Raw genomic sequence first — 25,974 nt, forward strand, 5'->3', positions numbered from 1 at the left:
TACATATAAATACAAAAAAAAGATGGACTGTATGTCGTCCATCTTTTCAGTACTTATTATTCAGCTTCTTGCTCATCAGCTAGAGTGTTGAACATTTCTTGTACCATTTCCCACTCTTCTTCAGATTCGATTGGAAGTAAAGTTCCGCCCTCTTCTTCATTTTGCTCATAAGCCATTGCATCATAAATTTGGTCTCCATCTTCGTCTACTTCACCGATTGGATAGAAGACTACGTATGATTTTTTTCCAAATTTTTCCGCGTCAAAAGTGAAAATAATTTCACATAAATGTTCGTTACCTTTTTCGTCTACAATTGTAATTTGATTTTCTTCCATTTTGGTCACCTCTTATTTACTATCTAAAAATCCTTGTAAGATTACGACTGCAGCCATCTTATCAATTACTTGCTTTCGCTTCTTACGGCTTACATCGGCTGAAATGAGCAGACGTTCCGCTGCCATTGTTGACAAACGCTCGTCCCACATTACAACGTCTAATTGTAACAGCTCTCGTAGGTTTTCTGCAAATTGTTGGCACGCTTCACCACGCGGGCCAATTGTACCATTCATATTTTTAGGTAAACCTACTACTATCTTGTCCACATTGTACTGCTTTACTAACTCAGAAATACGATCAAAACCAAAGTGACCTCGTTCTTCGTTAATCTTAATTGTTTCTAATCCTTGTGCTGTCCAGCCCATTTCGTCGCTAATTGCAACTCCGACTGTTTTTGTACCTACATCTAAACCTAATATCCGCATAAACTACTCCTCACGATGATGTTTCAAGTAAGACTTCACAAGCTCTTCAATTAACTCATCACGTTCAAGCTTGCGAATGATGCTACGTGCATCTTTATGGCGAGGTATGTATGCTGGGTCTCCACTTAATAAATAACCGACGATTTGGTTAATCGGATTATAGCCTTTTTCTTGAAGTGCATCATACACAGTTAAAAGTACATCATTTACATGGACACTCTGTTTTTCATCTTGAATGCTAAACTTCATTGTTTTATCAAAACCGTCCATTTCAAGCACCTCACTTATATAGTAAGTATAGGGAGAAGAACTTCTCCTCTCCCTACCATTGTACACTACTATCTCTTTATTTTGAAACAGATTTAACGTACTCTTGTACAAATGCTAAAGCTTCTTCGACTTGAGCTGGGTTTTTACCCCCTGCTTGTGCCATATCAGGACGGCCGCCACCGCCACCGCCGCAACGAGAAGCTACTTCTTTCACAAGTTTACCAGCATGGTAACCTTGGCTAATTAAGTCTTTCGTTACACCTGCTAGGATGTTTACTTTATCGTCATTAACAGACGCTAATACAACAACTGCTGACTCTAATTTATTTTTCAAGTCATCCATCATCGTACGTAAGTTGTTCATATCTGCAACATTTACTTTCGCTGCTAATACATTCACCCCATCAACTGTCATTACAGAATCAGTTAAGTTTCCAGCTTCGATATTGCTTAATTTCGCAGCAAGAGATTCATTTTCTTTTTGCAGTTGTTTCACTTCAGCAAATAGACCATCAACTCTTGTTAAAATATCTTTCGGATTTGTTTTCATTTTTCCTGCTGCTTCTTTTAATAAACCTACTTGATCGTTCATTAATTCGTATGCAGACTTACCAGTTACTGCTTCAATACGACGAGTTCCTGCACCGATACCAGATTCAGCAACGATTTTGAAAATACCGATAGAAGCTGTATTATCAACGTGACAACCACCACAAAGCTCTAAGCTGTAATCGCCAACTTGTACAACGCGTACAACATCTCCGTATTTTTCACCGAATAATGCCATTGCGCCCATTTCTTTCGCTTCTTCAATTGCTTTTTGAGAAATCTCAACATCAATACTTTCCCAAATTTTCTCGTTTACCATACGCTCAATTTTTTCTAATTCGTCAGCTTGTACTTGACCGAAGTGAGAGAAGTCAAAGCGTAGACGTTCAGAAGTTACAAGAGAACCTGCTTGGTTAACGTGTGTTCCAAGTACGTCTTTTAATGCTTGGTGTAGTAAATGAGTTGCTGTATGATTTTTTACAACGCTACTACGATTTTTCGTATCGATAATAGCTTTTACAGCCGCATCTTTCGTTAATGTTCCTTCTTCAACAACAACTTTATGCAAGTTTTGGCCGTTTGGTGCTTTTTGTACGTCTTTTACAAGAACTTTCACACCATCTGCAAGAAGGTAACCACGGTCTGCAATTTGTCCACCGCTCTCAGCATAGAATGGTGTTACATCAAGAATTAACTGTCCTTCTTCACCAGCTTGTAAGCTGTCTGTGTATTCGCCGTTTTTCACAAGTGCAACAACGTTACTTTCTGCTGCAACTGTACCGTAACCAACGAATTCGCTCGCTACTTTAATTTCTCCAAGGACACCACCTTGAACTTGCATAGAATCAACGTCTTGACGAGCAGCACGTGCACGCTCACGTTGTTTTTCCATTTCATTTTCAAAACCTTCATGATCAACTGTCATGCCAGCTTCTTCTGCATATTCTTCTGTTAATTCAATTGGGAAACCGTATGTGTCATATAGACGGAACGCATCTACTCCAGAAATAACAGTTGTTTTTTCTTCTTTTGCTTTTGCAATTACTTCAGCTAAAATCGCTTCACCATCATGAAGTGTTTCATGGAAACGCTCTTCTTCGTTCTTCACAACTTTCGCAATGAAATCTTTCTTTTCAAGTACTTCTGGATAGAAGTCTTTCATTACTTCTCCAACAACCGGTACTAATTCAAACATAAATGGACGGTTGATGTTTAATTTCTTCGAATAACGAACAGCGCGGCGTAATAAACGACGTAATACATAACCACGGCCTTCGTTAGATGGAAGAGCACCGTCACCAACAGCGAATGTTACTGTACGGATATGGTCAGCAATTACTTTGAATGCCATATCTTTTTCTAAATCGCCATTACGATATTTTTCACCAGAAATTGTTTCTGTTGCACCAATCATCGGCATGAATAGGTCTGTATCAAAGTTTGTAGGCACATCTTGAACGATAGATGTCATACGCTCTAGACCCATCCCTGTATCAATGTTTTTCTTAGGAAGTGGTGTATATGAACCGTCTGGATTATGGTTAAATTGAGAGAATACAAGGTTCCATACTTCTAAGTAACGTTCGTTTTCTCCGCCTGGATATAATTCTGGGTCACTAAAGTCATTACCGTAAGCTTCTCCGCGGTCATAGAAAATCTCTGTATTCGGTCCACTTGGGCCTTCACCGATATCCCAGAAGTTTTCTTCTAAGCGGATAATACGCTCTTTTGGAACGCCCATTTTCTCATTCCAAATTGTGAATGCTTCTTCATCTTCTGGATGGATTGTAACTGATAGTAATTCTTTATCGAATCCGATCCATTTGTCGCTCGTTAAGAATTCCCAAGCCCAAGTAATTGCTTCTTCTTTAAAGTAATCACCGATTGAGAAGTTTCCTAACATTTCAAAGAATGTATGGTGGCGAGCTGTTTTCCCTACGTTTTCAATATCGTTTGTACGAATTGATTTTTGGGCATTTGTAATACGTGGATTTTGCGGGATTACACGTCCATCAAAATATTTTTTTAATGTCGCTACACCACTGTTAATCCATAACAGAGATGGATCTTCATGCGGAACTAGTGATGCACTAGGTTCTACTGCATGTCCTTTTTCTTGGAAAAAGTCTAAAAACATTTGACGAATTTGTGCGCCTGTTAGTTGTTTCATTGTATTTTCCTCCTTAAATATAAAAAACTCCCGTCCCTATAAAAGGGACGAGAGTTAACTCGCGATACCACCCTAATTATGAATTGATTACAATAACAATCAATTCATCACCTCATGGTGCCGTAACGTGGCAAGACGGCAGTGATTAGCTGCTCTCAGGATTAGCTTTCTGTTACCCTTCATTTAAAGCTTCTTTCAGCCATATGGAAGCTTCTCTCTATAAATGGACTGTAACGTACTTGTTCCGTCATTGATTTAATGTATTATATGATTAAATATAATAGAATTCTCTTAAGTTTGTCAATGTAGATAATCATTTATATTGGATTAATTACTTATTAATCATAAGTATTCCACTATTCATTCTTAACAGCCTTTTCATATAGTATGCATTTATTAATAAATCGGAATCTCCTTATAAGAATAATTTATAAAAATTTCTAAATATTACTTTTTTTGTGACAATTAAATTATTGTTAATAAAATAAAGGAGCGATCACAATGACAACCTTACTTAGCAAAGCTAAAAACATATTAGCGACTGACGAAACGATATTATTTTACGCAGCATGTTCATTAGACATATTTATTTATCGTTCCGTCGCAAGGCCAGGATTGCTAATTTTAACGAACAAAAGGCTATTCTTTTATGGGCCAGATGTAAGTAAGAATCCAATATTTGAAGAGTACTCTTTCGCAAAAATTTCTAATCTAAAAGAACAAAAGCGTCTTTTCAACAATCAAATTGTATTTATGTATGATAACGAATGGAAAAAAATAAAACATATTCAAACAAATGATGTGAGCTCCCTCGTTCAAAAGATACACGAGCAGCTTTCTAAATAAATATATGATTAGCCCTCTATTTCTTACATAGAGGGCTTCTATACTTACACATCTTCTTTTTTCAAGAGCGGTCTCACATGAACAGTGACAGTGCGAATAACTGCTAAAATCGGAACCGATATTAGCAATCCTACAATCCCAGCTACCTCTCCCCCAACTAGTAAGGCAAGCATAATAATAACGGGATGCATACGAAGTGACTTACCAACGATGTAAGGCGATAAAATGTTACTCTCCACAAATTGCAAAATCGCAATTGTGATCCCCGCCTTAATAAGTAAACTCGTTGATACTGTTGCTGCAATCATTAACGTCGGGATTGCTCCTAAAATAGGACCGAAGTACGGGATTATATCCGTTACCCCAATAATAATGCCAAGCAATAATGGATATTTCATACCGATAAACCAAAAAGAAAGAGCTGATACTCCCCCTAATACTAAACAAACAAATAACTGTCCTCGAATATAACTTCCAAGTGATTTATCAATTTCTTTCGCAAGCATTTGCCCCGTACCTCGCCATTTACTTGGGACTAGTTTCCAAAAGATATGATAAAACTCACCATAATCTTTTAATATGTAAAATACAATGAACGGTATTAAGAAAATAATGAGCAATGAATCGAGTACACCACGAGCTGTACTCATCACTTTATTTAAAAGCGCTTGAATCTTCGTTTCCACACCCACAAAAAGTTGTTTCACCTTTTCATGAATGAACGAAGGGAAATTCGCCGTTTGTTCTGTAACGCCATCCATCCACGAATCGTACATTTTTGTAAACTGCGGAAATTGTTCATTAATCTCTTGTAACTGCTTAATAACGACTGGTGTTCCTTTATAAATCCCATAACCAATTCCGCCAAAGAAAAGGATATAAATGAGCAAAATGGCAAGTGTACGGGGCATCCCTTCCTTATGAATTTTTTCAATTAAAGGGTGCAATAAATACGCAATAAAACACGCGATAAGAAACGGCGTAATCGCTACTTTAAATACAAAAATAATCGGTGCCCATAGCGGCTTAATTTTTAAAAAGACGAGCAGACAAAGAAAAACAAGTAACAATAATCCTAAACGATATATCCAAATGATTTTAAGATTCTTCACATGAAAAACCTCCTCCACCTTTATTTTGAAAATAAATGGGGTAGGTTATGTGCGAAACTTTTAAAATCTTTTCATACGGACCATACTGTTTTTTAAAGACGTACATATAAATAACATAACAAGGACAACCACCCCTGAGAATACAGCATGAATTAATATAATCAGGAGGGCTAATTATGGTTTTGTTTATGCTTGGATTATCAGCACTTTTTATGATTCTTGAATGGATTTGTATCGGGTTCGGTATTTGGAAGGGGTTCTTTATTCATTCCTCACGTAAAGAAAAAGCGAAGCAATTATGGCAGTATGGAATACTTGGCGTTGGCTGCTACGGTCTATCTTATCTTTTCTCAGAGATCGGACTTTTTTATTTGCATATGGGTGCATAAAAAAACTCCCTTGTCTACAAGGGAGTTTTTCACTTTATCGAAATGATTATAAGTAAGACTTAATCATCTTACGTGCTTTTTTCATATTGCGTTTTGAAAATACATCTTGCTTACGAGCATATTGATATGCTGCAGCTCCAACACCTAATGCGATTAATGAATTGCGTAGATTCAAAGTAAATCCCCCTTTTCGTTATCCGATCGTTCTTTCATTCTCATCAAATAAATCATCAAGAGAGCTTAGTGAACCATCTTCCTCAACTTGATGCGTATGGATTTTCCCCTTTGAAACCGATAATTCGATATAACAATTCCAGCAATAAAATTGGTTGACACCTATTTTTCCAATGTCTTTCCCTTTGCAATTTGGACAAATAAACATATGGCTTTCATCTCCTTACAGTCTCCCAGATTCTATTCGCCATTATGTCCAAACTGCATTCATTTATACATTTTACTGGAGCCTTTCAACGCTATGCGTTTGAAAGTTTCACTATATAATTTCACCTTGTTACATGAAATCATACGGTGAAATGTTTTCCACGTCCATTTCCTCGCCATTAACTGTGACCATCTGTACTTCTCCTTGTGATTCTTGCAAGCGACTAGCTAAGGTTGTTTGACGCATTGCATCATCAAGGCGATTTACACCAGATTGGAAAGCTGCTTCCTCTCCGCAAATAATAAGGAACTTCTTACTTCTTGTAATGCCCGTGTAAATTAAATTACGACGTAACATACGGTTGTAACTTTTCACGATTGGCATAATAACAATCGGAAATTCACTACCTTGTGATTTATGAATGGAACAACAATATGCATGCGTAATTTGATTTAAATCGGGCTTCGTATACGTTACCTCAATTCCGTCAAATGAAACGATAATCATATCTTGTTGCTCAACGTTTTCTTTCGCATAAAACACCGAAACAATTTCCCCAATATCACCATTAAACACTTGGCTCTCCGGCTGATTCACGAGTTGCAGTACTTTATCGCCTCTTCGGTACACAACATCACCGTAAGCAAGTTCTTTACTCTTTTCCCTCTTCGGATTAAATACTTGTTGCAGCGCTTCGTTTAATACATTAATACCAGCAGGCCCGCGGTACATCGGTGCTAATACTTGTACATCTCTTGCGCTAAAGCCTTTTGTTTTAGCATTTTCACAAACTTTTTTCACAACCTCAACAATTTGAGCTCCTGTACAGCCGATAAATGAACGATCTTTTTGATTTTGTGCTAAATCTGGTGGTAGAGTTCCATTTTTTATCGCATGGGCAAGTTGAATCACTGATGAGCCTTCCGCTTGACGATAAATTTCAGTAAGCTTCACTGTCGGAACTGCGCCTGCATTTAATAAATCTTTTAATACTTGTCCAGGTCCTACAGATGGCAACTGATCTTCATCACCTACAACGATAACTTGAATGTTCGTCGGCAACGACTTAAATAGCTGATTTGCAAGCCAAATATCAACCATTGAAAATTCATCGATAATAAGGAGCTTACCTTGGACAGGGTCCGTTTCATTACGCTGGAAAGATCCTTCTGGCGTCCAACCAAGTAAACGGTGAATTGTGCAAGCTGGAAGTCCTGTCGATTCACTCATTCGCTTCGCTGCTCTTCCTGTTGGAGCTGTTAATAGTATTGGAAATGGATTATCATCACTGTATTCATTCGGATTTAACGATAACCCGTGTAGTGATGCATACATTTCAACAATCCCTTTAATAACTGTTGTTTTCCCTGTTCCTGGTCCACCTGTCAATAACATCATCGGTTTATGAAGTGCCGTTTGAATTGCTTCTTGCTGAAACGGTGCATATTGTACGTTCAGTTGTTCTTCAATTTCACCTAACGTTTTTAACACTTCTGCTTCTGGAAATGAAGGTGTTTCTTCTTGATTCATAAGCCTGCGAATAGACTTTACAACACCTTTCTCAGAGTAGAATAACGTTGCTAAATACACTCGTTCTTCTTCTATGATGACTTTCCCTTCACTTTGCATCGTTTCAATACAACCTATAATATCTTCCTCAGTCACTCTCCCTTCATGATTGTTTAAAAGTGACATCGTTTCTCTTACAAGTTGATCTTTCCTCATATAAACGTGACCAAGTTGTAATGAGACATTCTCTAATGTGTAAAAACATCCTGCGCGTACACGGTCGTCATGATTACCCGATATCCCTAACGCACGCCCTATATCATCCGCTCTTCCAAAACCAATCCCGTCCACTTCTTCGATAAGTTGATACGGATTATTACGAATCACTTCTAATGTCATCTCTTTATATTGCTGGTAAATCTTAATAGAAAGTTTCGTTCCAAAACCGTAGCCATTTAAAAAGCTCATTACTTTCTCTAGCCCTTGATGTTCAACAATTGTCTCATATATTTCCTGAGCCTTTTGTTTATTAACAACACCATTTAATGCCTCAGGGTCATCCATAATTTTAGAAATAGCATGTTCTCCGAGATGGTCCACAATTTTTTCAGCTGTACGTTTTCCTATCCCTTTAAATAAATCACTCGCTAAATATTGCACCATACCTGCTTTTGTTTGCGGCAATTCTTTTTTAAATGTTTCAACCATATATTGTTTTCCATACTTTGGATGGTCCTTAAAATGACCTGTCAATGTAAACACTTCATCTTCATGCATGCGGGGAAAATGACCGTTTATCATTACTTTCTTTTCGTCATACGTTTCATTCGTTTCAATGACTTTCATACTGACAACGGAATAGAGGTTTTCTTCGTTGTGGAAAATGGTATGAAGAACTTGCGCTTTTATAAACTTTTTCTCTTCCTCAAACAAATCCATTGCATGTTGATTTCCCATTTTTCCTCTCCTTTCCGGTATTTTCACTTTAATGAGCAGTACATCCCCCACCTTTTTAGATGAGGGATAACTACCCATTAAACTATATTTTTATCTTATTCAGCTTCTTGCTCTAATAAACGAACGCCATTACCCGCTAAAAAGTGATCTGGCTGAATTTCAGTTGCTTTCTTAAATAAAGCGAGAGCCTTCTCATTATTTTCCTCAAATACGTACGCAACACCTAAATTGTAATACGCATCTGCATGCTCCTCATCCATTTCTAATACCTTTTCAAAATAAGGTTTCGCCTCTTGAACGTGTTCTAGTCGCGCGAAGCAAAGTCCGCACTGGAATACAGCTTCTACATCGTTTTCATCTAATTCTGTTGCTCTTTGTAAGAATGGTAGTGCAAGACGATCATTTCCAAGCTGTACATGTGTGATACCTAACATAAATGTTACATCAGCTGATTGTAATCCAGCTTGCATTGCTTGTTCAAATACAGCTTTCGCTTCAGTAAATTGCTCTTGGCCATAATATACATTTCCTAAACCATAGTAGGCTGCTGCAGATTTATCATCTAACTCTAGTGCACGTTTATAAAATAAAATCGCTCGCTCGCTATCACCTAATACGTCTAATAAATTTGCAAAATTAATGTATCCAAGCGCATCTTTCGGATTTTCTTCGATTGCTTCTGTAAAATTTTTAGCTGCTTCTTCCCAGTTTCCTTCTTGCATATATTGAATACCTGTTTCAAGTTTGTTTGACATGTCCTTCACCTCTACAACAAATTATAACAAAGAATGTATTTTCCAAGCGAACGAAAATTCGCTTTATGTAAAAGAAACCTCTAACCGCTAATCGGCAGAGGCTTCTCATTTATCCTAAATAATCCAATTTCTTACCACTACGGTATACTTCATCAATTGTAGCACCGCCTAAGCACTCATCTCCATCATAGAAAACGACTGCTTGTCCTGGTGTAATTGCACGAATTGGCTCATCACAAAGAATACGAACTGTATTTTCATCAACGATTTGAACCGTTACTTTATTGTCTTCTTGACGATAACGGAATTTCGCCGTGCACTTAAATTCTGTTTCTTTTTCTTTGTTACTTACCCATCCTACATTCGTAGCAATAACTTCATCACCATATAGAAGTTCGTTATGGAATCCTTGATCAACATATAAAATGTTTTCTTTTAGATTTTTCCCAACAGCAAACCATGGATCACCATTACCACCAATTCCAAGGCCATGACGTTGTCCAATTGTATAATACATTAAACCGTCATGCTTCCCTTTCACTTCACCAGATAATGTTTGCATTACACCTGGTTGTGCCGGTAAGTAGTTACTTAAGAAATCTTTAAAGTTACGCTCACCAATGAAGCAAATACCTGTACTATCTTTTTTCGCCGCTGTCGCTAAGCCAGCTTCTTTCGCCATTTCACGAATTTGCGGTTTCTTTAATTCACCTAACGGGAACATTGTTTTTGATAATTGCTCTTGGCTTAATTGATTTAAGAAATATGTTTGATCTTTATTGTCATCAACACCGCGAAGCATTTTATATTCGCCGTCCATATAAGCAACGCGTGCATAATGGCCTGTTGCCACATAATCCGCACCAAGCGCAATTGCATGCTCTAAAAATGCTTTAAATTTAATTTCTTTATTACACATTACATCTGGGTTTGGTGTACGACCAGCTCGGTACTCATCTAAGAAGTACGTAAATACTTTATCCCAGTATTGTTTTTCAAAGTTTACTGCATAATACGGAATACCAATTTGGTTACACACTTCAATTACATCATTGTAATCTTCTGTTGCTGTGCAGACACCATTCTCATCTGTATCATCCCAGTTTTTCATAAAAATTCCGATTACATCATAACCTTGCTCTTTTAATAAAAGTGCTGCTACAGATGAATCGACGCCACCGGACATTCCGATGACAACGCGTGTTTCGTGAGGTAGTTTGTTCATCATGTCACCTCCCATGCTAATTTTGTGTTAATCGCTTCACGATTTTCACTGTTTCGTACGCCGCTTTTTCAATTTGCTCTTTCGTATTTCCAAGTCCAAAACTAAAGCGTACGGATGAACGTATTTGATCGGAGTCTTTTCCAAACATCGCTACTAATACATGTGATGGATCAATCGAACCAGCTGTACAAGCAGAACCACTTGATACTGCAATGCCAGCTAAGTCTAAGTTCACAAGGAAAGGTTCAATGTTCATTCCTGTAAAACTTACATTAAGTACATGCGGTAAGCGATGTTCTAAGTTTCCGTTTACCTCGAAAGTAATGCCTTCATTTTTGAAGACAGATACCATTATATCTTTAAACTCTTCATATTGGGCATTTTTTTGCTCACAAGTTTTTTCAGCTATAAGAATTGCATACTGAAGCCCAGCAATACTAGGCACATTTTCCGTACCAGCACGGCGTTTTCTTTCTTGCTCTCCGCCTATTAATAACGGTTCAAATTTCACATTTGCACCAGCGTATAAGAAACCTACACCTTTTGGCCCGTTAATTTTATGAGCTGAAATTGATAATAAATCAATACCAAACTCTTTCACATTAATTTCTACTAAACCGTAAGCTTGTACCGCATCTGTATGGAAATACGCTTGATGCTCTTTTAACAGCTTTCCTATTTCCACAATCGGTTGCATCGTCCCTACTTCATTATTCCCAAACATAACAGATACAAGAATCGTCTCTTCTGTTAATGCCTTTTGTATGTCAGAAACTTGAATGCGCCCTGTTTCATCGACAGGTAAATATGTCACTTCAAACCCTTCACGCTCTAACAATTCGCACGTATGCAAAATCGCATGATGTTCAATTTGCGTCGTTATAATGTGGTTACCTTTATGACGGTTCGCACGTGCTACACCGATAAGCGCTAAATTATCAGCTTCTGTACCACCGCTCGTAAATATAATTTCATTCGGATTCGCATGAATGCTGCGTGCACACACTCTTCTCGCCTCATCTACTGTGTGACGAGTTTGACGTCCATAAAAGTGAATACTAGACGGGTTCCCGAATATTTCTGTCATATATGGAATCATCTTTTCGACCACTTCTGGGTGAGTCGGAGATGTCGCAGCATGATCTAAGTAAATGCGTTCCATTAAATCTCCTTCTTTCCAAATCGTTTCACAAGGAATTAAATGTAAAACATATAGCCCCCGTGATTTTCTTCCTCATAACGTACTAAATCTTCTAACGTTGTACTATCTAACACTTCTTGCACCGCATCACGAACACGCATCCATAACTGGCGCTGCGCTGGCTCTTCTTCTTCTATCATTTCTACAACACTAATCGGTCCCTCTAATACACGGATTACATCCCCAGCTGTAATGTTAGCCGGTTGATCAGATAATACATATCCGCCATATGCCCCACGCGTACTCTTTACAAGACGAGCGTTACGAAGTGGTGAAATTAATTGCTCTAAGTAATGCTCAGATAAGTCATGCGCCTGCGCAATTGATTTTAATGAAATCGGACCTTCACCAAACTTTTTTGCAAGATCAATCATAATTGTTAAGCCATAGCGGCCTTTCGTTGAAATTTTCATCTATTTTGCACCTCTTTTCAAATTTTCACTTCTATTGGTTATATCTTATTTATAAAAAGAACACAATTTAAAATCCTATGAAATTATAGCATAATATAGTATTATAAGAAATTTCAACTTGTGTATCAAAATGATAACATAAAATCACATTGAAAAACTCGGAAATTATTACAATTGAAAGAAAAATGAAAATATTATCCTTCATTTTTCCCATAAAACAGCATCCTATTTCAAATTTCGTAGCAAAAAATGATACGATAGAACGAGATTATATATTAAGGGAGACGGTCCAAATGAAACAACCACTCGCACATCGAATGCGCCCTACAAATATTCAAGAAATTATTGGGCAACAACATTTAGTTGGTGAAGGAAAGATTTTATGGCGAATGGTCCAAGCCAATCATTTTCAATCTATGATTTTATACGGTCCTCCAGGTACAGGAAAAACATCCATTGCCAGTGCAATTGCTGGAAGTACCGGTACCCCGTTTCGTCTATTGAACGCTGTTACTCACAATAAAAAAGATATGGAAGTTGTCGTGCAAGAAGCGAAGATGCATCGACACCTCGTTTTAATTTTAGATGAAGTTCACCGTCTAGATAAAGCAAAGCAAGACTTTCTATTACCTCACTTAGAAAGCGGACTTCTTACTTTAATTGGTGCAACGACAAGTAATCCATTCCATGCAATAAACTACGCTATTCGAAGCAGGTGTCAAATTTTCGAATTACACGCACTAACAGAAGATGATATTTTAATTGGGTTAAAAAGAGCTTTAGAAGATAAAGAAAAAGGCCTTGGAGAATATGCTGTAACGGTAACAGATGAAGCACTACATCACTTTGCAAATGCCTCTGGTGGTGATATGCGTTCCGCTTATAACGCACTTGAGCTTGCTGTACTATCTAGCTTTACTACAGACGATCAAGCGGCTGAAATCACACTCGAGATTGCGGAAGAATGCTTACAAAAGAAGAGCTTCGTTCACGACAAAGGCGGCGATGCTCATTATGACGTATTATCAGCATTTCAAAAATCAGTGCGCGGAAGTGATGTAAATGCAGCGCTCCATTATTTAGCACGCCTTATTGAAGCAGGTGATTTACAAAGTATTGGCAGACGCCTTCTTATTATGGCTTATGAAGATATTGGACTTGCTAGCCCACAAGCTGGACCACGTACACTAGCTGCAATTGAATCAGCTGAACGAGTTGGATTCCCAGAAGCACGCATCCCACTTGCAAATGCCGTTATCGAGCTATGCTTATCACCAAAATCAAATTCAGCTTATAAAGCACTTGATGCTGCATTACACGATTTACGCAACGGTCAAACAGGTGACATTCCAAGCCATTTAAAAGATAGTCATTACAAAGGCGCAGAATCACTTGGAAGAGGCATTGGATATTTATATCCACACGACCATCCAAATGGCTGGGTAAGGCAACAATACTTACCTGATAAAATAAAAAACAAGCAATATTATAAACCGAAAACGACAGGGAAATTTGAGCAAGCCCTTTCTACTGTTTATGAAAGATTACAAACTTCGAATAAAACGAAAAATAAAGGGTAACATAAACGAAAACGTCACCATTATGGAGGCTTCGCTTATGAAAACACGTCAAGATGCATGGACAAAAGAAGATGATCTCCTTTTAGCAGAAACTGTTTTACGACATATTCGCAGCGGAAGTACACAAATAAAAGCATTTGATGAAGTCGGCGATACGTTGAACCGGACTTCAGCAGCTTGCGGCTTTAGATGGAATGCTGAAGTAAGGCCGAATTACGAAGATGCTGTGCAACTTGCGAAGAAACAACGTAAAGAATTAAAGCGCTCTGAAGCTAAAATAGAAAAAAATCAGTTCACGAAAACGAAACAACTCGTAATCGATGCTGAGTTTTCTGAAGATATTACGCCAAGTAAACAAGAACTTACGATGCAAAATGTCATCTCATTTTTGCAAAACTTGGAGCATAATAACCCTTCACTCGCAAAGTTGCAAACTGAAAATGATGTATTACAAGCTCAGCTCACTTCTCTGCAAAAAACGAATCATGAACTTGAAACGAAATTAGCGGTACTCACAAAAAAACAACAAGCAATCGAAGAAGATTACGCGATGCTTGTTCGAATTATGGATCGTGCTCGAAAACTTGTTTCGGTCGAAGAGCAAGAAGAGCAAATTGCCCCGATTTTCAAAACCGATCAAAACGGGAATTTAGATATTATTTATTCTGCAGAGAATTAAAAACAGGGATGTCACTTTTTTGACTAAGTGACGTCCCTGTTTGTTTCTTTGGTGGAGAGTATATATGTATGTGTCGGTAAATGAAATTACACCGACGATTTTTCAAATATATCTATCGTAACTCAAAATATATCAACGATTTTTTTAATATATCGATGATTCGACAAGAAATATCCCTCCCTATCACACAAGAAAACTCTCGGTATAGATTAGATATTTTTTACTAAAATGTTATTATAAACATATACATTTTAAGGGCGATGGTTGCTATTTCATTAATAGTCTTCAAAATAACACTCGGTATTCTCGTTCTAATATTAGGTCTTTTTACCATTAAGAGTTTAAAAAAGACTTCCGCCTATAAGTCGGATAAATACGATTATTCTTTATTAGGATTACTTACATTCGAATTATTAGTATTGCAAATATCTGCAATTCTTTAAAACATAATAGAAAAAGCATATACCCTTGACGGATATATGCTTTCTTTTTATTCTTGCCCTACACGCTTCACTTCAACGTTTTTAATACGTTCACGTACAACGTGACTTGCCATGATTAGGCCTGCCACAGATGGTACGAATGCATTTGATGAAGGTGGTAATTTCGCTTTACGAATTTTTGCATTTTCGTCTGGTACGATTTCTTTACGTACTTCTTCACGAATTACGATTGGGTTTTCGTCAGAGAAGACAACTTTTACACCTTTTTTAATACCATCTTTACGAAGCTTCGTACGAATTACTTTCGCAATTGGATCTGTATGTGTTTTAGAAATGTCCGCAATACGGAAGCGAGTTGGATCCATTTTATTTGCTGCACCCATACATGAGATAATTTTAATTTTACGACGTAAACATTGTTTAATTAAATGGATTTTGAACGTAATCGTATCAGATGCATCCACTACGAAATCTAAACCGTGCTTAAAGAACTCTTCATATGTTTCATCTGTATAAAACATTTCAAGTCCAATTACTTCACACTCTGGGTTAATGTCTGCGATACGCTCTTTCATTAATTCTACTTTTGAACGTCCTACAGTAGATACTAAAGCGTGAATTTGACGGTTTACGTTTGTAATATCTACAACGTCTTTATCAACTAATACAAGACGTCCAACGCCAGAACGTGCTAACGCTTCAGCTGCAAAAGAGCCTACGCCGCCAATTCCTAAAATACCGACTGTACTATTTTTTAATATTTCAAGTCCTTCTTTACCGAAGGCTAATTCATTACGTGAAAATTGATGTAACATTCAGCTCTACACTCCTATTACAAAAATGGTCTACCATGTATTCTAGCGTTTTTCCGACTATTTGTATAGAAAAAGTTATAGAATTCCTAAAAATACATATTTCGATAATGAAAACATAGTGTAAACCGGTCTTTTTTTACTTCCTTTCAATACACGTTTAAAAAGGAGGATTTAGAGAACCGAGCAGATCGAGGCGCTGAAGCCAGGAGGAGCGCAGTGTAGAAATACTACTCGAGCACCGAACTGGCGAAGCAACGATGAGATGCGACAGTTATCTAAACCGGACTTTTTAAACAACCTCTCAAAAAAAGTCTAGATGGTATTAGTATAACCATCTAGACCCTATTCTTACTTCTCTTCTTTTAAGCTTAATTTTAAGTTTAACTCTTCAAGCTGTGCTTCTGCAACTGGGCTTGGAGCTTCTGTTAATAAGCAGCTTGCGCTTGCTGTTTTCGGGAATGCAATTGTATCACGAAGGTTCGTACGGCCTGCAAGCAGCATAACAAGACGATCTAAACCTAATGCAATACCGCCGTGTGGTGGTGTACCGTATTCGAATGCTTCTAATAAGAATCCGAATTGCTCTTGCGCTTCTTCTTGTGAGAATCCAAGTGCTTTGAACATTTTTTCTTGTACGTCACGCTCGTAAATACGAAGTGATCCACCACCAAGCTCATAACCGTTTAATACAAGGTCATATGCTTGTGCACGTGCTTTTTCTGGTGCTGTTTCTAGTAACTCAACGTCTTCACGGAATGGCATTGTGAATGGGTGGTGAGCTGCGAAGTAACGATCTGCATCTTCATCGTACTCAAGAAGTGGCCAATCCGTTACCCATAGGAAATTAAATTTACTTTCATCAATTAACTCAAGCTCTTTACCTAGACGTAAACGAAGTGCGCCTAAGCTATCTGCAACAACGCTCTTCTTATCTGCTACGAATAGTAATAAGTCGCCAGCAGTAGCTTCTAATGTGCTCATTAACACATTTGCATCTTCTTCACCGAAGAATTTTGCAATCGGTCCTTTTAAACCGTCTTCTTCAACTTTAAGCCAAGCTAGACCTTTTGCACCGTATACTTTCACGAATTCAGTTAATGCATCGATGTCTTTACGAGAATATTTACTTGCAGCACCTTTTGCATTGATTGCTTTTACTTGTCCGCCGCTTTCTACAGCACTTGTAAACACTTTAAAGCCACAACCTGCAGCAAACTCAGATAAGTCTGTTAGTTCCATTTCAAAGCGTGTATCTGGCTTATCAGAACCGTAGCGAGCCATTGCATCAGCATATTTCATACGAGGGAATGGTGCACTAACTTCTACACCTTTTGCATCCTTCATAACTTTCGTCATCATACGCTCCATCATATCTAAAATTTCATCTTGTGTTAAGAATGAAGCTTCGATATCGATTTGCGTGAATTCCGGTTGACGATCCGCACGTAAATCTTCATCACGGAAACAACGTGCTACTTGATAGTAACGCTCAAATCCGCCGACCATAAGAAGCTGTTTAAATAACTGTGGTGACTGTGGTAGTGCATAGAATTCACCATCATGCACACGACTTGGTACTAAATAGTCACGAGCTCCTTCTGGCGTGCTTTTCGTTAAAATTGGTGTTTCTACTTCTAAGAACTCTTCTGTGTCTAAGAAGTTACGAATTGTTTTCGTTACGTCATGACGCATTTTGAATGTGTTAAACATTACTGGGCGACGTAAGTCTAAATAACGATATTTTAAACGCACATCTTCTGATGCATCTGTATCATCAGCAATGATGATTGGCGTTGTTTTCGCTGCATTTAGTACATTTACTTTTGTTGCTTGTACTTCAATACGACCAGTTGCCATATTGTCATTAATTGCGCCTTCACCACGTTCAACAACTGTACCTTCTACGTGTAATACGTATTCGCTACGAATTGTTTCTGCTACTTCTAACGCTTCTTTTGAGGTTTCTGGGTTAAATACAACTTGCACGATACCTGTACGGTCACGTAAGTCGATAAAGATTAATCCACCTAAGTCACGGCGTTTTTGTACCCAACCTTTTAATTGAACTGTTTGTCCAACAGCTTCTACTGTTACTTTTCCACATGCATGTGTTCTTTCAGCCACTGTAAGTTCCCCCTATATTAATTTCTCTGCTACGTATGAAGCAAATACATCTAACGCTACTTCTTCTTGTTCACCTGTTGCCATATCTTTTAAGTTAATGATGCCTTTATCTAGCTCATCTTCTCCTAATACAGCTACAAATTTCGCCTTTAGACGATCTGCTGATTTAAATTGTGCTTTCATTTTACGATCTAAATAATCTTTTTCAACTGACAATCCAGCTTTACGAAGATCGAACGCAACTTTTGCAGCATGGTCTTTCGCTTTTTCGCCAAGCGCCACAACGTAACAATCAATACTATGTTCAAGTGGTAATTCGATGTTTTCAGCTTTTAGCGCCATAATTAAACGTTCAATACTCATTGCAAAACCGATACCTGGCATTTCTGGTCCACCGATTTCTTGTACAAGTCCGTTATAACGGCCACCACCGCTTAATGTAGTGATTGCACCGAAACCTTCTGCCTCACTCATAATTTCAAAAACAGTGTGTTGGTAGTAGTCTAAACCACGCACTAAGTTCGGATCTTTTTCAAACGGAACATCCATCATCGTTAATAGTTCTTGAACTTTGTCGTAGTATATTGCTGAATCTTCGTTTAAGTATTCTGTAATAGATGGTGCTGTTCCCATTAATTCATGGTTACGGTCCTTCTTACAGTCTAAAATTCGAAGTGGGTTCTTTTCTAAGCGAGATTGACAGTCAGAACAGAATTCGCCGATACGTGGCTCAAAGTGTGCGATTAATGCATCACGGTGCGCTTGACGGCTCGCTGCGTCACCTAAACTGTTTAATACAACTTTAATATTTTTTAAGCCCATGCCGCGGTAAAATTCAACAGCAAGTGCAATTACTTCTGCATCAATTGCAGGGTCATTACTGCCGATTGCTTCGATACCGAATTGTACGAATTGACGATAGCGACCTGCTTGTGGTCTTTCATAACGGAACATTTGACCGATATAGTATAATTTCGTTGGTTGTGTTGCATCACCAAACATTTTATTTTCAACGTAAGAACGTACAACAGGTGCAGTACCTTCTGGACGTAATGTTAAGCTGCGCTCTCCACGATCTTGGAATGAGTACATTTCTTTTTGTACGATATCTGTCGTATCACCAACACCGCGTAAAAATAGCTCAGTGTGCTCAAAAATTGGTGTACGAATTTCTTTATAATTGTAACGACGGCAAATTTCGCGTGCTTGCCCTTCGATATACTGCCATAACTCAACAGTGCCTGGAAGAATATCTTGCGTTCCGCGTGGGATTTGAATAGACATATTCAGTTCCTCCTCAAATTGTTTTAATCTTAATAAAAATAAAAAAACTCCCGCCTCTACTGTTTAAACAGTAGGGACGAGAGTATTATACCCGTGGTGCCACCCTAATTGAAGCACGTATGCTTCCACTTTTTTAATAACGCTTAAATGTGCGTTCATCCCTACTAAGCGTATATGCCGTTCAAGTTGAAACCTCTAGAGTGTCATTCAATCAGTCATCATGCAGAAATGTTTTCAGCCTAAGACATTCCTTCTCTTTCCATGTGTGTCTCATTTACTCTTCTCTATCAACGGTTATATTCATATGTAAATATAAAATTACTATACGTTTGTTAAGTAGGATTGTCAAGTGCTCTAAGAACGTTCAATCTGCTTCTTTAAACGCTTTACATCTTGAAGAGAAATCCCAAACTCGGAAGCAAGCTCCATTGAAGTATTGTTTTGCTCTTTTGAAATAAAATCATGAAAATTCACGTTAAATAGTTGATTTGCACCATTTGTAACAGAATGCCCTTTTTCATTCATACGCATACGTATATCCCTCACATTCAATATGGATGTTTTACTTTTTATTGTTCCATATTGATGGGAGAGTTATACATAACCGAAACTGCTATTGATTCCAAATAAATGAACAAAACATACAACAATGTATAAAAAAGAGAGGATTATATAACCCTCTCTTTTTTATCAACACTATTTACTTTCTACAATTAAGGTCACCGGACCATCATTGATTAAAGAAACATCCATCATTGCTCCGAACTTCCCTGTTTCCACATGTAATCCTTGTTTACGAACTTCTTCATTAAAGAAATCGTATAGACGCTCTGCATAATCAGGTTTCGCAGCATCCATAAAGTTTGGACGTCTTCCCTTGCGGCAATCTCCGTATAATGTGAATTGCGAAATAGATAGAACTTGTCCTTCTACATCAAGTACAGAATGATTCATCTTTCCGCTCTCATCTTCAAAAATACGTAAGTTTGCAATTTTTTCCGCAATGTAAGTTGCATCTTTTTCTGTATCTTCGTGCGTAATGCCAACTAGTAATGTTAAACCGAACGGAATTTGTCCTACGATCTCACCGTCTACTGTGACAGACGCTTTCTTTGATCGTTGTAAAACAACTCTCATCTTTCTACACTCCCTATTAATGCATCATGCGTCGTACTGCATAAATTTCTGGAACGCGTTTAATGCGTTCTACTACTTTTTTCAAGTGTTGTAAATTACGAATCGAGATTGACATATTAATTGTTGCCATCTTATTACGGTCACTTCTACCAGAAACAGCTGAAATGTATGTTTTCGTCTCTGTAACAGCTTGCAGTACTTCATTTAATAAACCGCGGCGATCGTAACCTGAAATTTCAATATCAACGTTATACTCTATTTCTTTTTCAGGGCTACCTTCCCACTCAACTTCTAATAAACGTTCTATCGCTTCTTCTGTATGAACATTTACACAATCACGGCGGTGAATCGATACACCTCGGCCTTTGGTAATATACCCAACGATATCATCACCCGGAACTGGGTTACAGCATTTCGATAAACGGATTAATAAATTATCAGCACCGCTTACCTTTACACCAGAATCCCATTTTCGAATTTTCATCGGTTTACGAACTTCTTTAACTTCAACAATTTCTTCTTCTTCGCGTTGCTTGCGGAACTTGTCCGTTAGTCGCGTAACAATTTGCGAAGCTGTAATTCCGCTATATCCAACTGCTGCAAACATATCTTCTTCATTTGCAAAGTTAAATTTCTCAGCGACGCGTTTTAAGTTATCAGGCGCTAATACTTCTTTCATCTCATACTCTAGACCACGTACTTCCTTTTCAACAAGTTCACGGCCTTTTTCAATATTTTCGTCTCTACGTTGTTTCTTAAAGAATTGACGAATTTTATTTTTCGCATGAGATGTTTGAGCAAGTTTTACCCAATCTTGACTTGGGCCATATGAATGTTTCGACGTTAAAATTTCAATGATATCGCCTGTTTTTAATTTATAATCCAGCGTCACCATTTTCCCGTTTACTTTTGCACCAATTGTTTTATTCCCAATTTCCGAATGGACACGATACGCGAAATCAATTGGAACCGATCCAAGTGGTAATTCCATTACATCGCCTTTCGGTGTAAAGACGAATACCATGTCAGAGAATAAATCAATTTTTAATGACTCCATAAATTCTTCTGCATTAGAAGTTTCATTTTGCCATTCTAATATTTGACGGAACCACGTGAGTTTCTTCTCTAATGTACCTGTTGTTTCTGCTGTTTTTCCTTCTTTGTATGCCCAGTGTGCCGCGATCCCGAATTCTGCAATTTCGTGCATTTCTTTCGTACGAATTTGCACTTCAAGCGGATCACCTTTCGGTCCAATTACAGTCGTATGAAGAGATTGATATAGATTTGCTTTTGGCATTGCAATATAATCTTTAAAACGACCTGGCATCGGCTTCCAGCACGTATGAATAATTCCAAGCACTGCATAACAATCTTTAATACTATTTACAACGACACGTACAGCTAATAAATCATAAATTTCATTGAACTGTTTATTTTGCAGTGCCATTTTACGATAAATACTGTAAATATGTTTCGGTCTTCCAGAGATCTCAGGTTGAATTGCAACTTCTTTTAATTTCTCACGAATACCAGTCATTACTTCGTCTAAATATTCTTCACGTTCTGCACGTTTACGCTTCATTAAATTTACAATACGATAATATTGTTGTGGATTTAAATAGCGAAGTGACGTATCCTCTAGCTCCCATTTAATAGTACTAATTCCGAGTCTATGTGCTAAAGGTGCAAAGATTTCTAGCGTTTCATTCGCTATGCGACGCTGCTTCTCTTGAGGCAAATGTTTCAATGTACGCATGTTATGAAGACGATCAGCTAGTTTAATTAAAATAACTCGAATATCTTGAGCCATTGCAATAAACATTTTGCGATGGTTTTCTGCTTGTTGTTGTTCGTGAGATTTATATTTGATCTTCCCAAGCTTCGTAACACCATCAACAAGCATAGCAATTTCTTTGTTAAATTCCCGTTCAATATCTTCTAACGTAATCTCTGTATCTTCCACTACATCATGTAAGAAACCTGCTGATACCGTAGCTGGATCCATGTGTAAATCAACTAAAATACCTGCAACTTGAATTGGATGAATAATATACGGTTCACCCGATTTTCTGTATTGTTCGCTATGCGCATCGCGTGCATATTCATAGGCACGTGCTACTAGCTCAATATCTTCATCCACTAAATATTGACTTGCTTTCTCGAGTACCTGTTCAGCTGTTAGTACCTGCTCATTTGCCATCGAATCACCTTTTATTGAAAATTGACTTTATCTTTATTTAATAGAATAAATTATATTCTATCATTATAACCCAATGATTGTGAATTGTGAAAAGGAAAAGATTTTACTGACATTTCACCATGATTTTTTGTTCAATTATACAAAAGTACCCGCTCCTCTCCAAGAGATTCACGGGTACTTTTTATCACCGTAGTTTTACCTATATAGTGATTAGTATTTTTCTAATACTAATACATCGTAACCATCTAACATTTTACGACCATCTAAGTAAGTAAGCTCTACTAAGAATGCAATCCCTGCTACAACTCCGCCAAGTTCTTCAACTAGCTTAATTGTCGCTTCGATAGTTCCACCTGTAGCTAATAGGTCATCTGTAATTAATACGCGTTGACCTGGCTTAATTGCATCTTTATGGATTGTTAAAACATCTTTACCATATTCTTTACCGTAGTCAACTGTAATTACTTCACGTGGTAATTTTCCTAATTTACGAACTGGCGCAAATCCTACTTCTAACGCATAAGAAACTGGGCAACCGATAATGAAACCACGAGCTTCTGGTCCTACTACAACATCGATATCTCTTTCTTTTGCGTATTCAACGATTGCATCTGTTGCTGCTTTGTATGCTTTACCGTCATTCATTAAAGGTGTAATGTCTTTAAACACAATACCTTCTTTCGGATAATCCGGTACAATTGCGATATGTTGCTTGAAATCCATATTTCTGAATCCTCCTCAGATCTAAAAGGTTTGTAAATACAAATCCTTTACCCTAACTGTTCTACTTCTTTATGATTACGAATCGTTTCAAACCATGTATATAGTTGCTGATATGTGCTATAAACCAATTCTTTTTCTAATTGTAAGTGGTTCATTTTCTCACGATATGTGTTCGATTCAATTAAATCACGCTTTTGTTTTTTGTCTGCCATAAAAATGACGCCATCTTTTATTGTAACAAATTCTAACTCAAAAAACACCTGTGTCATGAAATTTACTGTATCTTTTGACCAACCTTTATGACGACATAGTTGTTCTCCATATTGTCTTAAAGAAAATGGTGTTTTTTGGCTTAAGAAAGAATAGTACCATTTAAAGTGTTCTCTCGTCGGAACTGTACTAAATAAGTGGTTATTCTCTTGATAAAATAGCGTATAAATTCGCGCTGGGAATCCTACCTTAAATAGCTCACGTAATTCATCTGTTCCTTTTGGTAAATCAAGTAACACGATATATTGATCATCTAAATGCGTTACTTCTGAAGCATGCATGAGCTTTTCTTTATAGCTCTCTAAAGAAAATTTATTCAATACCTCTTCAGAAAAATACACCATTGTTATTTTTTCTTTCGGAAGTTCTGCTAAATTTGCTTCTGCATTACGCATACTACGCCAATCAAATAATTGCCACGCCTCTACAGCAATATCTTGTACCATTAGTTGTGGCTTCTTAAAGTTATTCCATTCATTAATAGACGCTTCTCCTATTACAGATACTTTTGCAACTGGAGAGATTTCTTTCGCATATGCACCAAAACCAAATCCAATTGTATCCAGTGTTGCTTGTCCATCACGAAGAGCCATTTTTAAATGAGAGCCATCTGATCCGATTGCGCGAATGCTTTCTAACTCTGCATCTTTTACTGCAATACGTGGTTTCGGATTTCCAATACCAAACGGGGCTAGTTTTTGCATATCTTCAATTGCCGCTAACGTTACATCCTCTACTTTGCAAAAAACATCAACTGCTGTAATTGGAATAAAATCTTCGTCTGTTAAAATTGCATCTGCTTGTTCATTTAAGCGGCGACGTAATTCATCTACATCATTCATATGTAGCGTCATTCCCGCTGCCATCGGATGCCCTCCGAAGTGTGGTAATAACTCTCTACAATCTGATAAATTTGCAAACAAATCAAATCCTGCAATACTACGTGCTGAGCCTTTTGCTGTTTCTTTTATAGGATCAATGCTTAATACAATCGTCGGACGATAAAAACGTTCAACTAATTTAGAAGCAACAATTCCAATTACCCCTGGGTTCCAGCCTTCTTTTGCAAGTACTAATACTTTATTTTCTTCTGGTGGGAAGTTATTTTCCACTTCAGCGATAGCCTCTTCTGTAATTTGCTTTACAATATCTTTTCGCAGTTTGTTCAGCTCATCAATTTCTTCAGCTAGCTCTTTCGCTTCCTCTGGATCATCTGATAATAAAAGGTGTACAGCCGGCGCTGCATCTTCTAAACGCCCGACCGCATTAATACGAGGTGCAATTGAGAAACCAATACTCTCTTCGGTAATTTCACTTTGCGAAACGTTAGCAACTTTAAACAATGCCTTCAAACCAATATTTCTCGTCATACGCATATGTTTTAAACCGCGTTTCACTAGCAACCTATTTTCACCATGAAGTGATACTAAATCGGCTACTGTACCAATTACTGCAATCTCTAATAAATGTTCTGGTACACGGCCTAATAGTGCATGCGCAACTTTAAACGCAACACCTACACCAGCTAAATAGTGAAACGGATATACGCCACCTTCTAATTTCGGATGTATAATCGCAAGTGCTTCTGGCAATTCTGGCGGTGGCTCATGGTGATCTGTAATAATTAGATCTATTCCAAGCTCTTTCGCTACATTTGCTTCATGTACTGCTGCGATGCCAGTGTCGACAGTAATAACCAGTGAGAACCCTGCGCTATGCGCCCAACGAAACGCTTCTTCGTTCGGTCCATACCCTTCTGTAAAACGATTTGGAATGTAAAATTCTACTTCTGCACCTAATTCTTGAAGAGCAAGATATAAAACCGTCGTACTACTTACTCCGTCCGCATCGTAATCACCAAATATTAATATTTGCTCTCCATTTTGAATGGCCTTATTTACACGTTCTACCGTTCTATCCATTCCTTCTAATAAAAATGGATCATGAAATTCTTGATTTTCTGTATTTAAAAAATCTAAAATCTTATCTTCTGTATCTAGTCCTCTACCGAGGAATAATGAAACGACAAGTGGCGATAACTGTAATTTACTTGCTAATTCACTCACTCGCTCGTCATTATATTCTTTTTCTTTCCAACGCGTCTTCGGTTGTAACACGAAATCACCCCTTAACCTGTTCATTATACAAGACAGATTAAGGGGTGACAATATAATGCAAAC

24 protein-coding genes and 2 other annotated features are annotated in these 25,974 nt (G+C 37.6%); of the genes, 4 read left to right on the forward strand and 20 right to left on the reverse strand.

What is annotated here, in order from left to right; all coding sequences use genetic code 11:
- Nucleotides 1-56: 56 nt before the first annotated feature.
- The 4 genes from MR169_RS02075 to alaS all read right to left on the reverse strand — a co-directional run bounded on the left by MR169_RS02075 (nt 57) and on the right by alaS (nt 3,750).
- Complete coding sequence (locus MR169_RS02075) at nt 57-335, reverse strand: DUF1292 domain-containing protein (RefSeq protein ID WP_242318819.1); 279 nt, start codon at nt 333-335, stop codon at nt 57-59.
- A 12-nt stretch (nt 336-347) separates the two neighbouring features.
- Nucleotides 348-761, reverse strand: a complete 414-nt coding sequence (ruvX, locus tag MR169_RS02080; RefSeq protein WP_001221193.1) for a Holliday junction resolvase RuvX — start codon at nt 759-761, stop codon at nt 348-350.
- A gap of 3 nt (nt 762-764) precedes the next feature.
- Nucleotides 765-1,031, reverse strand: coding sequence for an IreB family regulatory phosphoprotein (locus tag MR169_RS02085; RefSeq protein WP_000348590.1), 267 nt, complete (start codon nt 1,029-1,031; stop codon nt 765-767).
- Nucleotides 1,032-1,107: 76 nt separating this feature from the next.
- Complete coding sequence (gene alaS, locus MR169_RS02090) at nt 1,108-3,750, reverse strand: alanine--tRNA ligase (protein ID WP_000811820.1); 2,643 nt, start codon at nt 3,748-3,750, stop codon at nt 1,108-1,110.
- A 40-nt stretch (nt 3,751-3,790) separates the two neighbouring features.
- Nucleotides 3,791-4,010, reverse strand: a binding site (T-box leader).
- 241 nt (nt 4,011-4,251) lie between these two features.
- On the opposite strand from alaS, the gene MR169_RS02095 reads away from it, so the two are divergent.
- Nucleotides 4,252-4,596: a PH domain-containing protein gene (locus MR169_RS02095; protein WP_000209579.1), complete on the forward strand. Its 345-nt coding sequence runs from the start codon at nt 4,252-4,254 to the stop codon at nt 4,594-4,596.
- Nucleotides 4,597-4,640: 44 nt separating this feature from the next.
- Here the strand turns inward: MR169_RS02095 and MR169_RS02100 are convergent, their stop codons facing one another.
- On the reverse strand, nt 4,641-5,708 hold the full coding sequence (locus tag MR169_RS02100; RefSeq protein ID WP_000793130.1) for an AI-2E family transporter: 1,068 nt from the start codon (nt 5,706-5,708) through the stop codon (nt 4,641-4,643).
- Nucleotides 5,709-5,884: 176 nt separating this feature from the next.
- Here MR169_RS02100 and MR169_RS02105 point away from each other — a divergent pair, with 176 nt between their 5' ends.
- Nucleotides 5,885-6,097, forward strand: a complete 213-nt coding sequence (locus MR169_RS02105; RefSeq protein WP_000242535.1) for a hypothetical protein — start codon at nt 5,885-5,887, stop codon at nt 6,095-6,097.
- A 46-nt stretch (nt 6,098-6,143) separates the two neighbouring features.
- Here MR169_RS02105 and MR169_RS02110 read toward each other — a convergent pair whose 3' ends face one another.
- The 7 genes from MR169_RS02110 to cymR form a co-directional block, all read right to left on the reverse strand.
- Nucleotides 6,144-6,272: a YrzQ family protein gene (locus MR169_RS02110; RefSeq protein WP_001053553.1), complete on the reverse strand. Its 129-nt coding sequence runs from the start codon at nt 6,270-6,272 to the stop codon at nt 6,144-6,146.
- Nucleotides 6,273-6,290: 18 nt separating this feature from the next.
- Nucleotides 6,291-6,479, reverse strand: a complete 189-nt coding sequence (locus tag MR169_RS02115) for a hypothetical protein (protein ID WP_000469281.1) — start codon at nt 6,477-6,479, stop codon at nt 6,291-6,293.
- Between the two features lie 129 nt (nt 6,480-6,608).
- The gene (gene recD2 / locus MR169_RS02120; protein ID WP_242318820.1) at nt 6,609-8,945 is read right to left on the reverse strand and encodes an SF1B family DNA helicase RecD2; all 2,337 of its coding nucleotides are present in this window, start codon (nt 8,943-8,945) and stop codon (nt 6,609-6,611) included.
- A 95-nt stretch (nt 8,946-9,040) separates the two neighbouring features.
- A complete protein-coding gene (locus MR169_RS02125) occupies nt 9,041-9,700 on the reverse strand; it encodes a tetratricopeptide repeat protein (protein WP_000066409.1) in 660 nt (219 codons plus the stop codon).
- Nucleotides 9,701-9,809: 109 nt separating this feature from the next.
- The gene (gene mnmA / locus MR169_RS02130) at nt 9,810-10,925 is read right to left on the reverse strand and encodes a tRNA 2-thiouridine(34) synthase MnmA (RefSeq protein WP_001038010.1); all 1,116 of its coding nucleotides are present in this window, start codon (nt 10,923-10,925) and stop codon (nt 9,810-9,812) included.
- 16 nt (nt 10,926-10,941) lie between these two features.
- Nucleotides 10,942-12,087 carry a cysteine desulfurase family protein gene (locus tag MR169_RS02135; protein WP_242318821.1) on the reverse strand — a complete coding sequence of 382 codons (1,146 nt, stop codon included), beginning with the start codon at nt 12,085-12,087 and terminating at the stop codon, nt 10,942-10,944.
- 35 nt (nt 12,088-12,122) lie between these two features.
- Complete coding sequence (gene cymR, locus MR169_RS02140; protein WP_000704116.1) at nt 12,123-12,539, reverse strand: cysteine metabolism transcriptional regulator CymR; 417 nt, start codon at nt 12,537-12,539, stop codon at nt 12,123-12,125.
- Between the two features lie 293 nt (nt 12,540-12,832).
- Between cymR and MR169_RS02145 the strand changes: the two genes are divergently transcribed.
- Both MR169_RS02145 and MR169_RS02150 read left to right on the forward strand, forming a co-directional pair.
- A complete protein-coding gene (locus MR169_RS02145; protein WP_242318822.1) occupies nt 12,833-14,119 on the forward strand; it encodes a replication-associated recombination protein A in 1,287 nt (428 codons plus the stop codon).
- 37 nt (nt 14,120-14,156) lie between these two features.
- Nucleotides 14,157-14,798, forward strand: coding sequence for an RsfA family transcriptional regulator (locus MR169_RS02150; protein WP_000857722.1), 642 nt, complete (start codon nt 14,157-14,159; stop codon nt 14,796-14,798).
- Between the two features lie 490 nt (nt 14,799-15,288).
- Here MR169_RS02150 and MR169_RS02155 read toward each other — a convergent pair whose 3' ends face one another.
- The 8 genes from MR169_RS02155 to recJ form a co-directional block, all read right to left on the reverse strand.
- On the reverse strand, nt 15,289-16,056 hold the full coding sequence (locus MR169_RS02155) for a tRNA threonylcarbamoyladenosine dehydratase (protein WP_044795860.1): 768 nt from the start codon (nt 16,054-16,056) through the stop codon (nt 15,289-15,291).
- A 348-nt stretch (nt 16,057-16,404) separates the two neighbouring features.
- Entirely contained in the window at nt 16,405-18,180 is a 1,776-nt protein-coding gene (gene aspS / locus MR169_RS02160) for an aspartate--tRNA ligase (protein ID WP_000840898.1), read from the reverse strand.
- 12 nt (nt 18,181-18,192) lie between these two features.
- Nucleotides 18,193-19,464 carry a histidine--tRNA ligase gene (gene hisS, locus MR169_RS02165; RefSeq protein WP_000027081.1) on the reverse strand — a complete coding sequence of 424 codons (1,272 nt, stop codon included), beginning with the start codon at nt 19,462-19,464 and terminating at the stop codon, nt 18,193-18,195.
- Between the two features lie 69 nt (nt 19,465-19,533).
- Nucleotides 19,534-19,764, reverse strand: a binding site (T-box leader).
- A gap of 54 nt (nt 19,765-19,818) precedes the next feature.
- Nucleotides 19,819-19,995 (reverse strand): hypothetical protein, encoded by a 177-nt coding sequence (locus MR169_RS02170; RefSeq protein WP_001242605.1) that lies wholly within the window; start codon nt 19,993-19,995, stop codon nt 19,819-19,821.
- 165 nt (nt 19,996-20,160) lie between these two features.
- Nucleotides 20,161-20,601: a D-tyrosyl-tRNA(Tyr) deacylase gene (locus tag MR169_RS02175; protein ID WP_001266965.1), complete on the reverse strand. Its 441-nt coding sequence runs from the start codon at nt 20,599-20,601 to the stop codon at nt 20,161-20,163.
- 16 nt (nt 20,602-20,617) lie between these two features.
- Nucleotides 20,618-22,801 carry a GTP diphosphokinase gene (gene relA, locus MR169_RS02180; RefSeq protein WP_001262813.1) on the reverse strand — a complete coding sequence of 728 codons (2,184 nt, stop codon included), beginning with the start codon at nt 22,799-22,801 and terminating at the stop codon, nt 20,618-20,620.
- Between the two features lie 210 nt (nt 22,802-23,011).
- Nucleotides 23,012-23,524: an adenine phosphoribosyltransferase gene (locus tag MR169_RS02185; protein ID WP_000346215.1), complete on the reverse strand. Its 513-nt coding sequence runs from the start codon at nt 23,522-23,524 to the stop codon at nt 23,012-23,014.
- A 47-nt stretch (nt 23,525-23,571) separates the two neighbouring features.
- Nucleotides 23,572-25,911, reverse strand: a complete 2,340-nt coding sequence (recJ, locus tag MR169_RS02190) for a single-stranded-DNA-specific exonuclease RecJ (RefSeq protein WP_242318823.1) — start codon at nt 25,909-25,911, stop codon at nt 23,572-23,574.
- Nucleotides 25,912-25,974 lie beyond the last annotated feature (63 nt).

The sequence above is a fragment of the Bacillus cereus group sp. BfR-BA-01349 genome, from assembly GCF_022663795.1.
GTDB classification, from domain to species: Bacteria; Bacillota; Bacilli; order Bacillales; family Bacillaceae_G; genus Bacillus_A; species Bacillus_A cereus.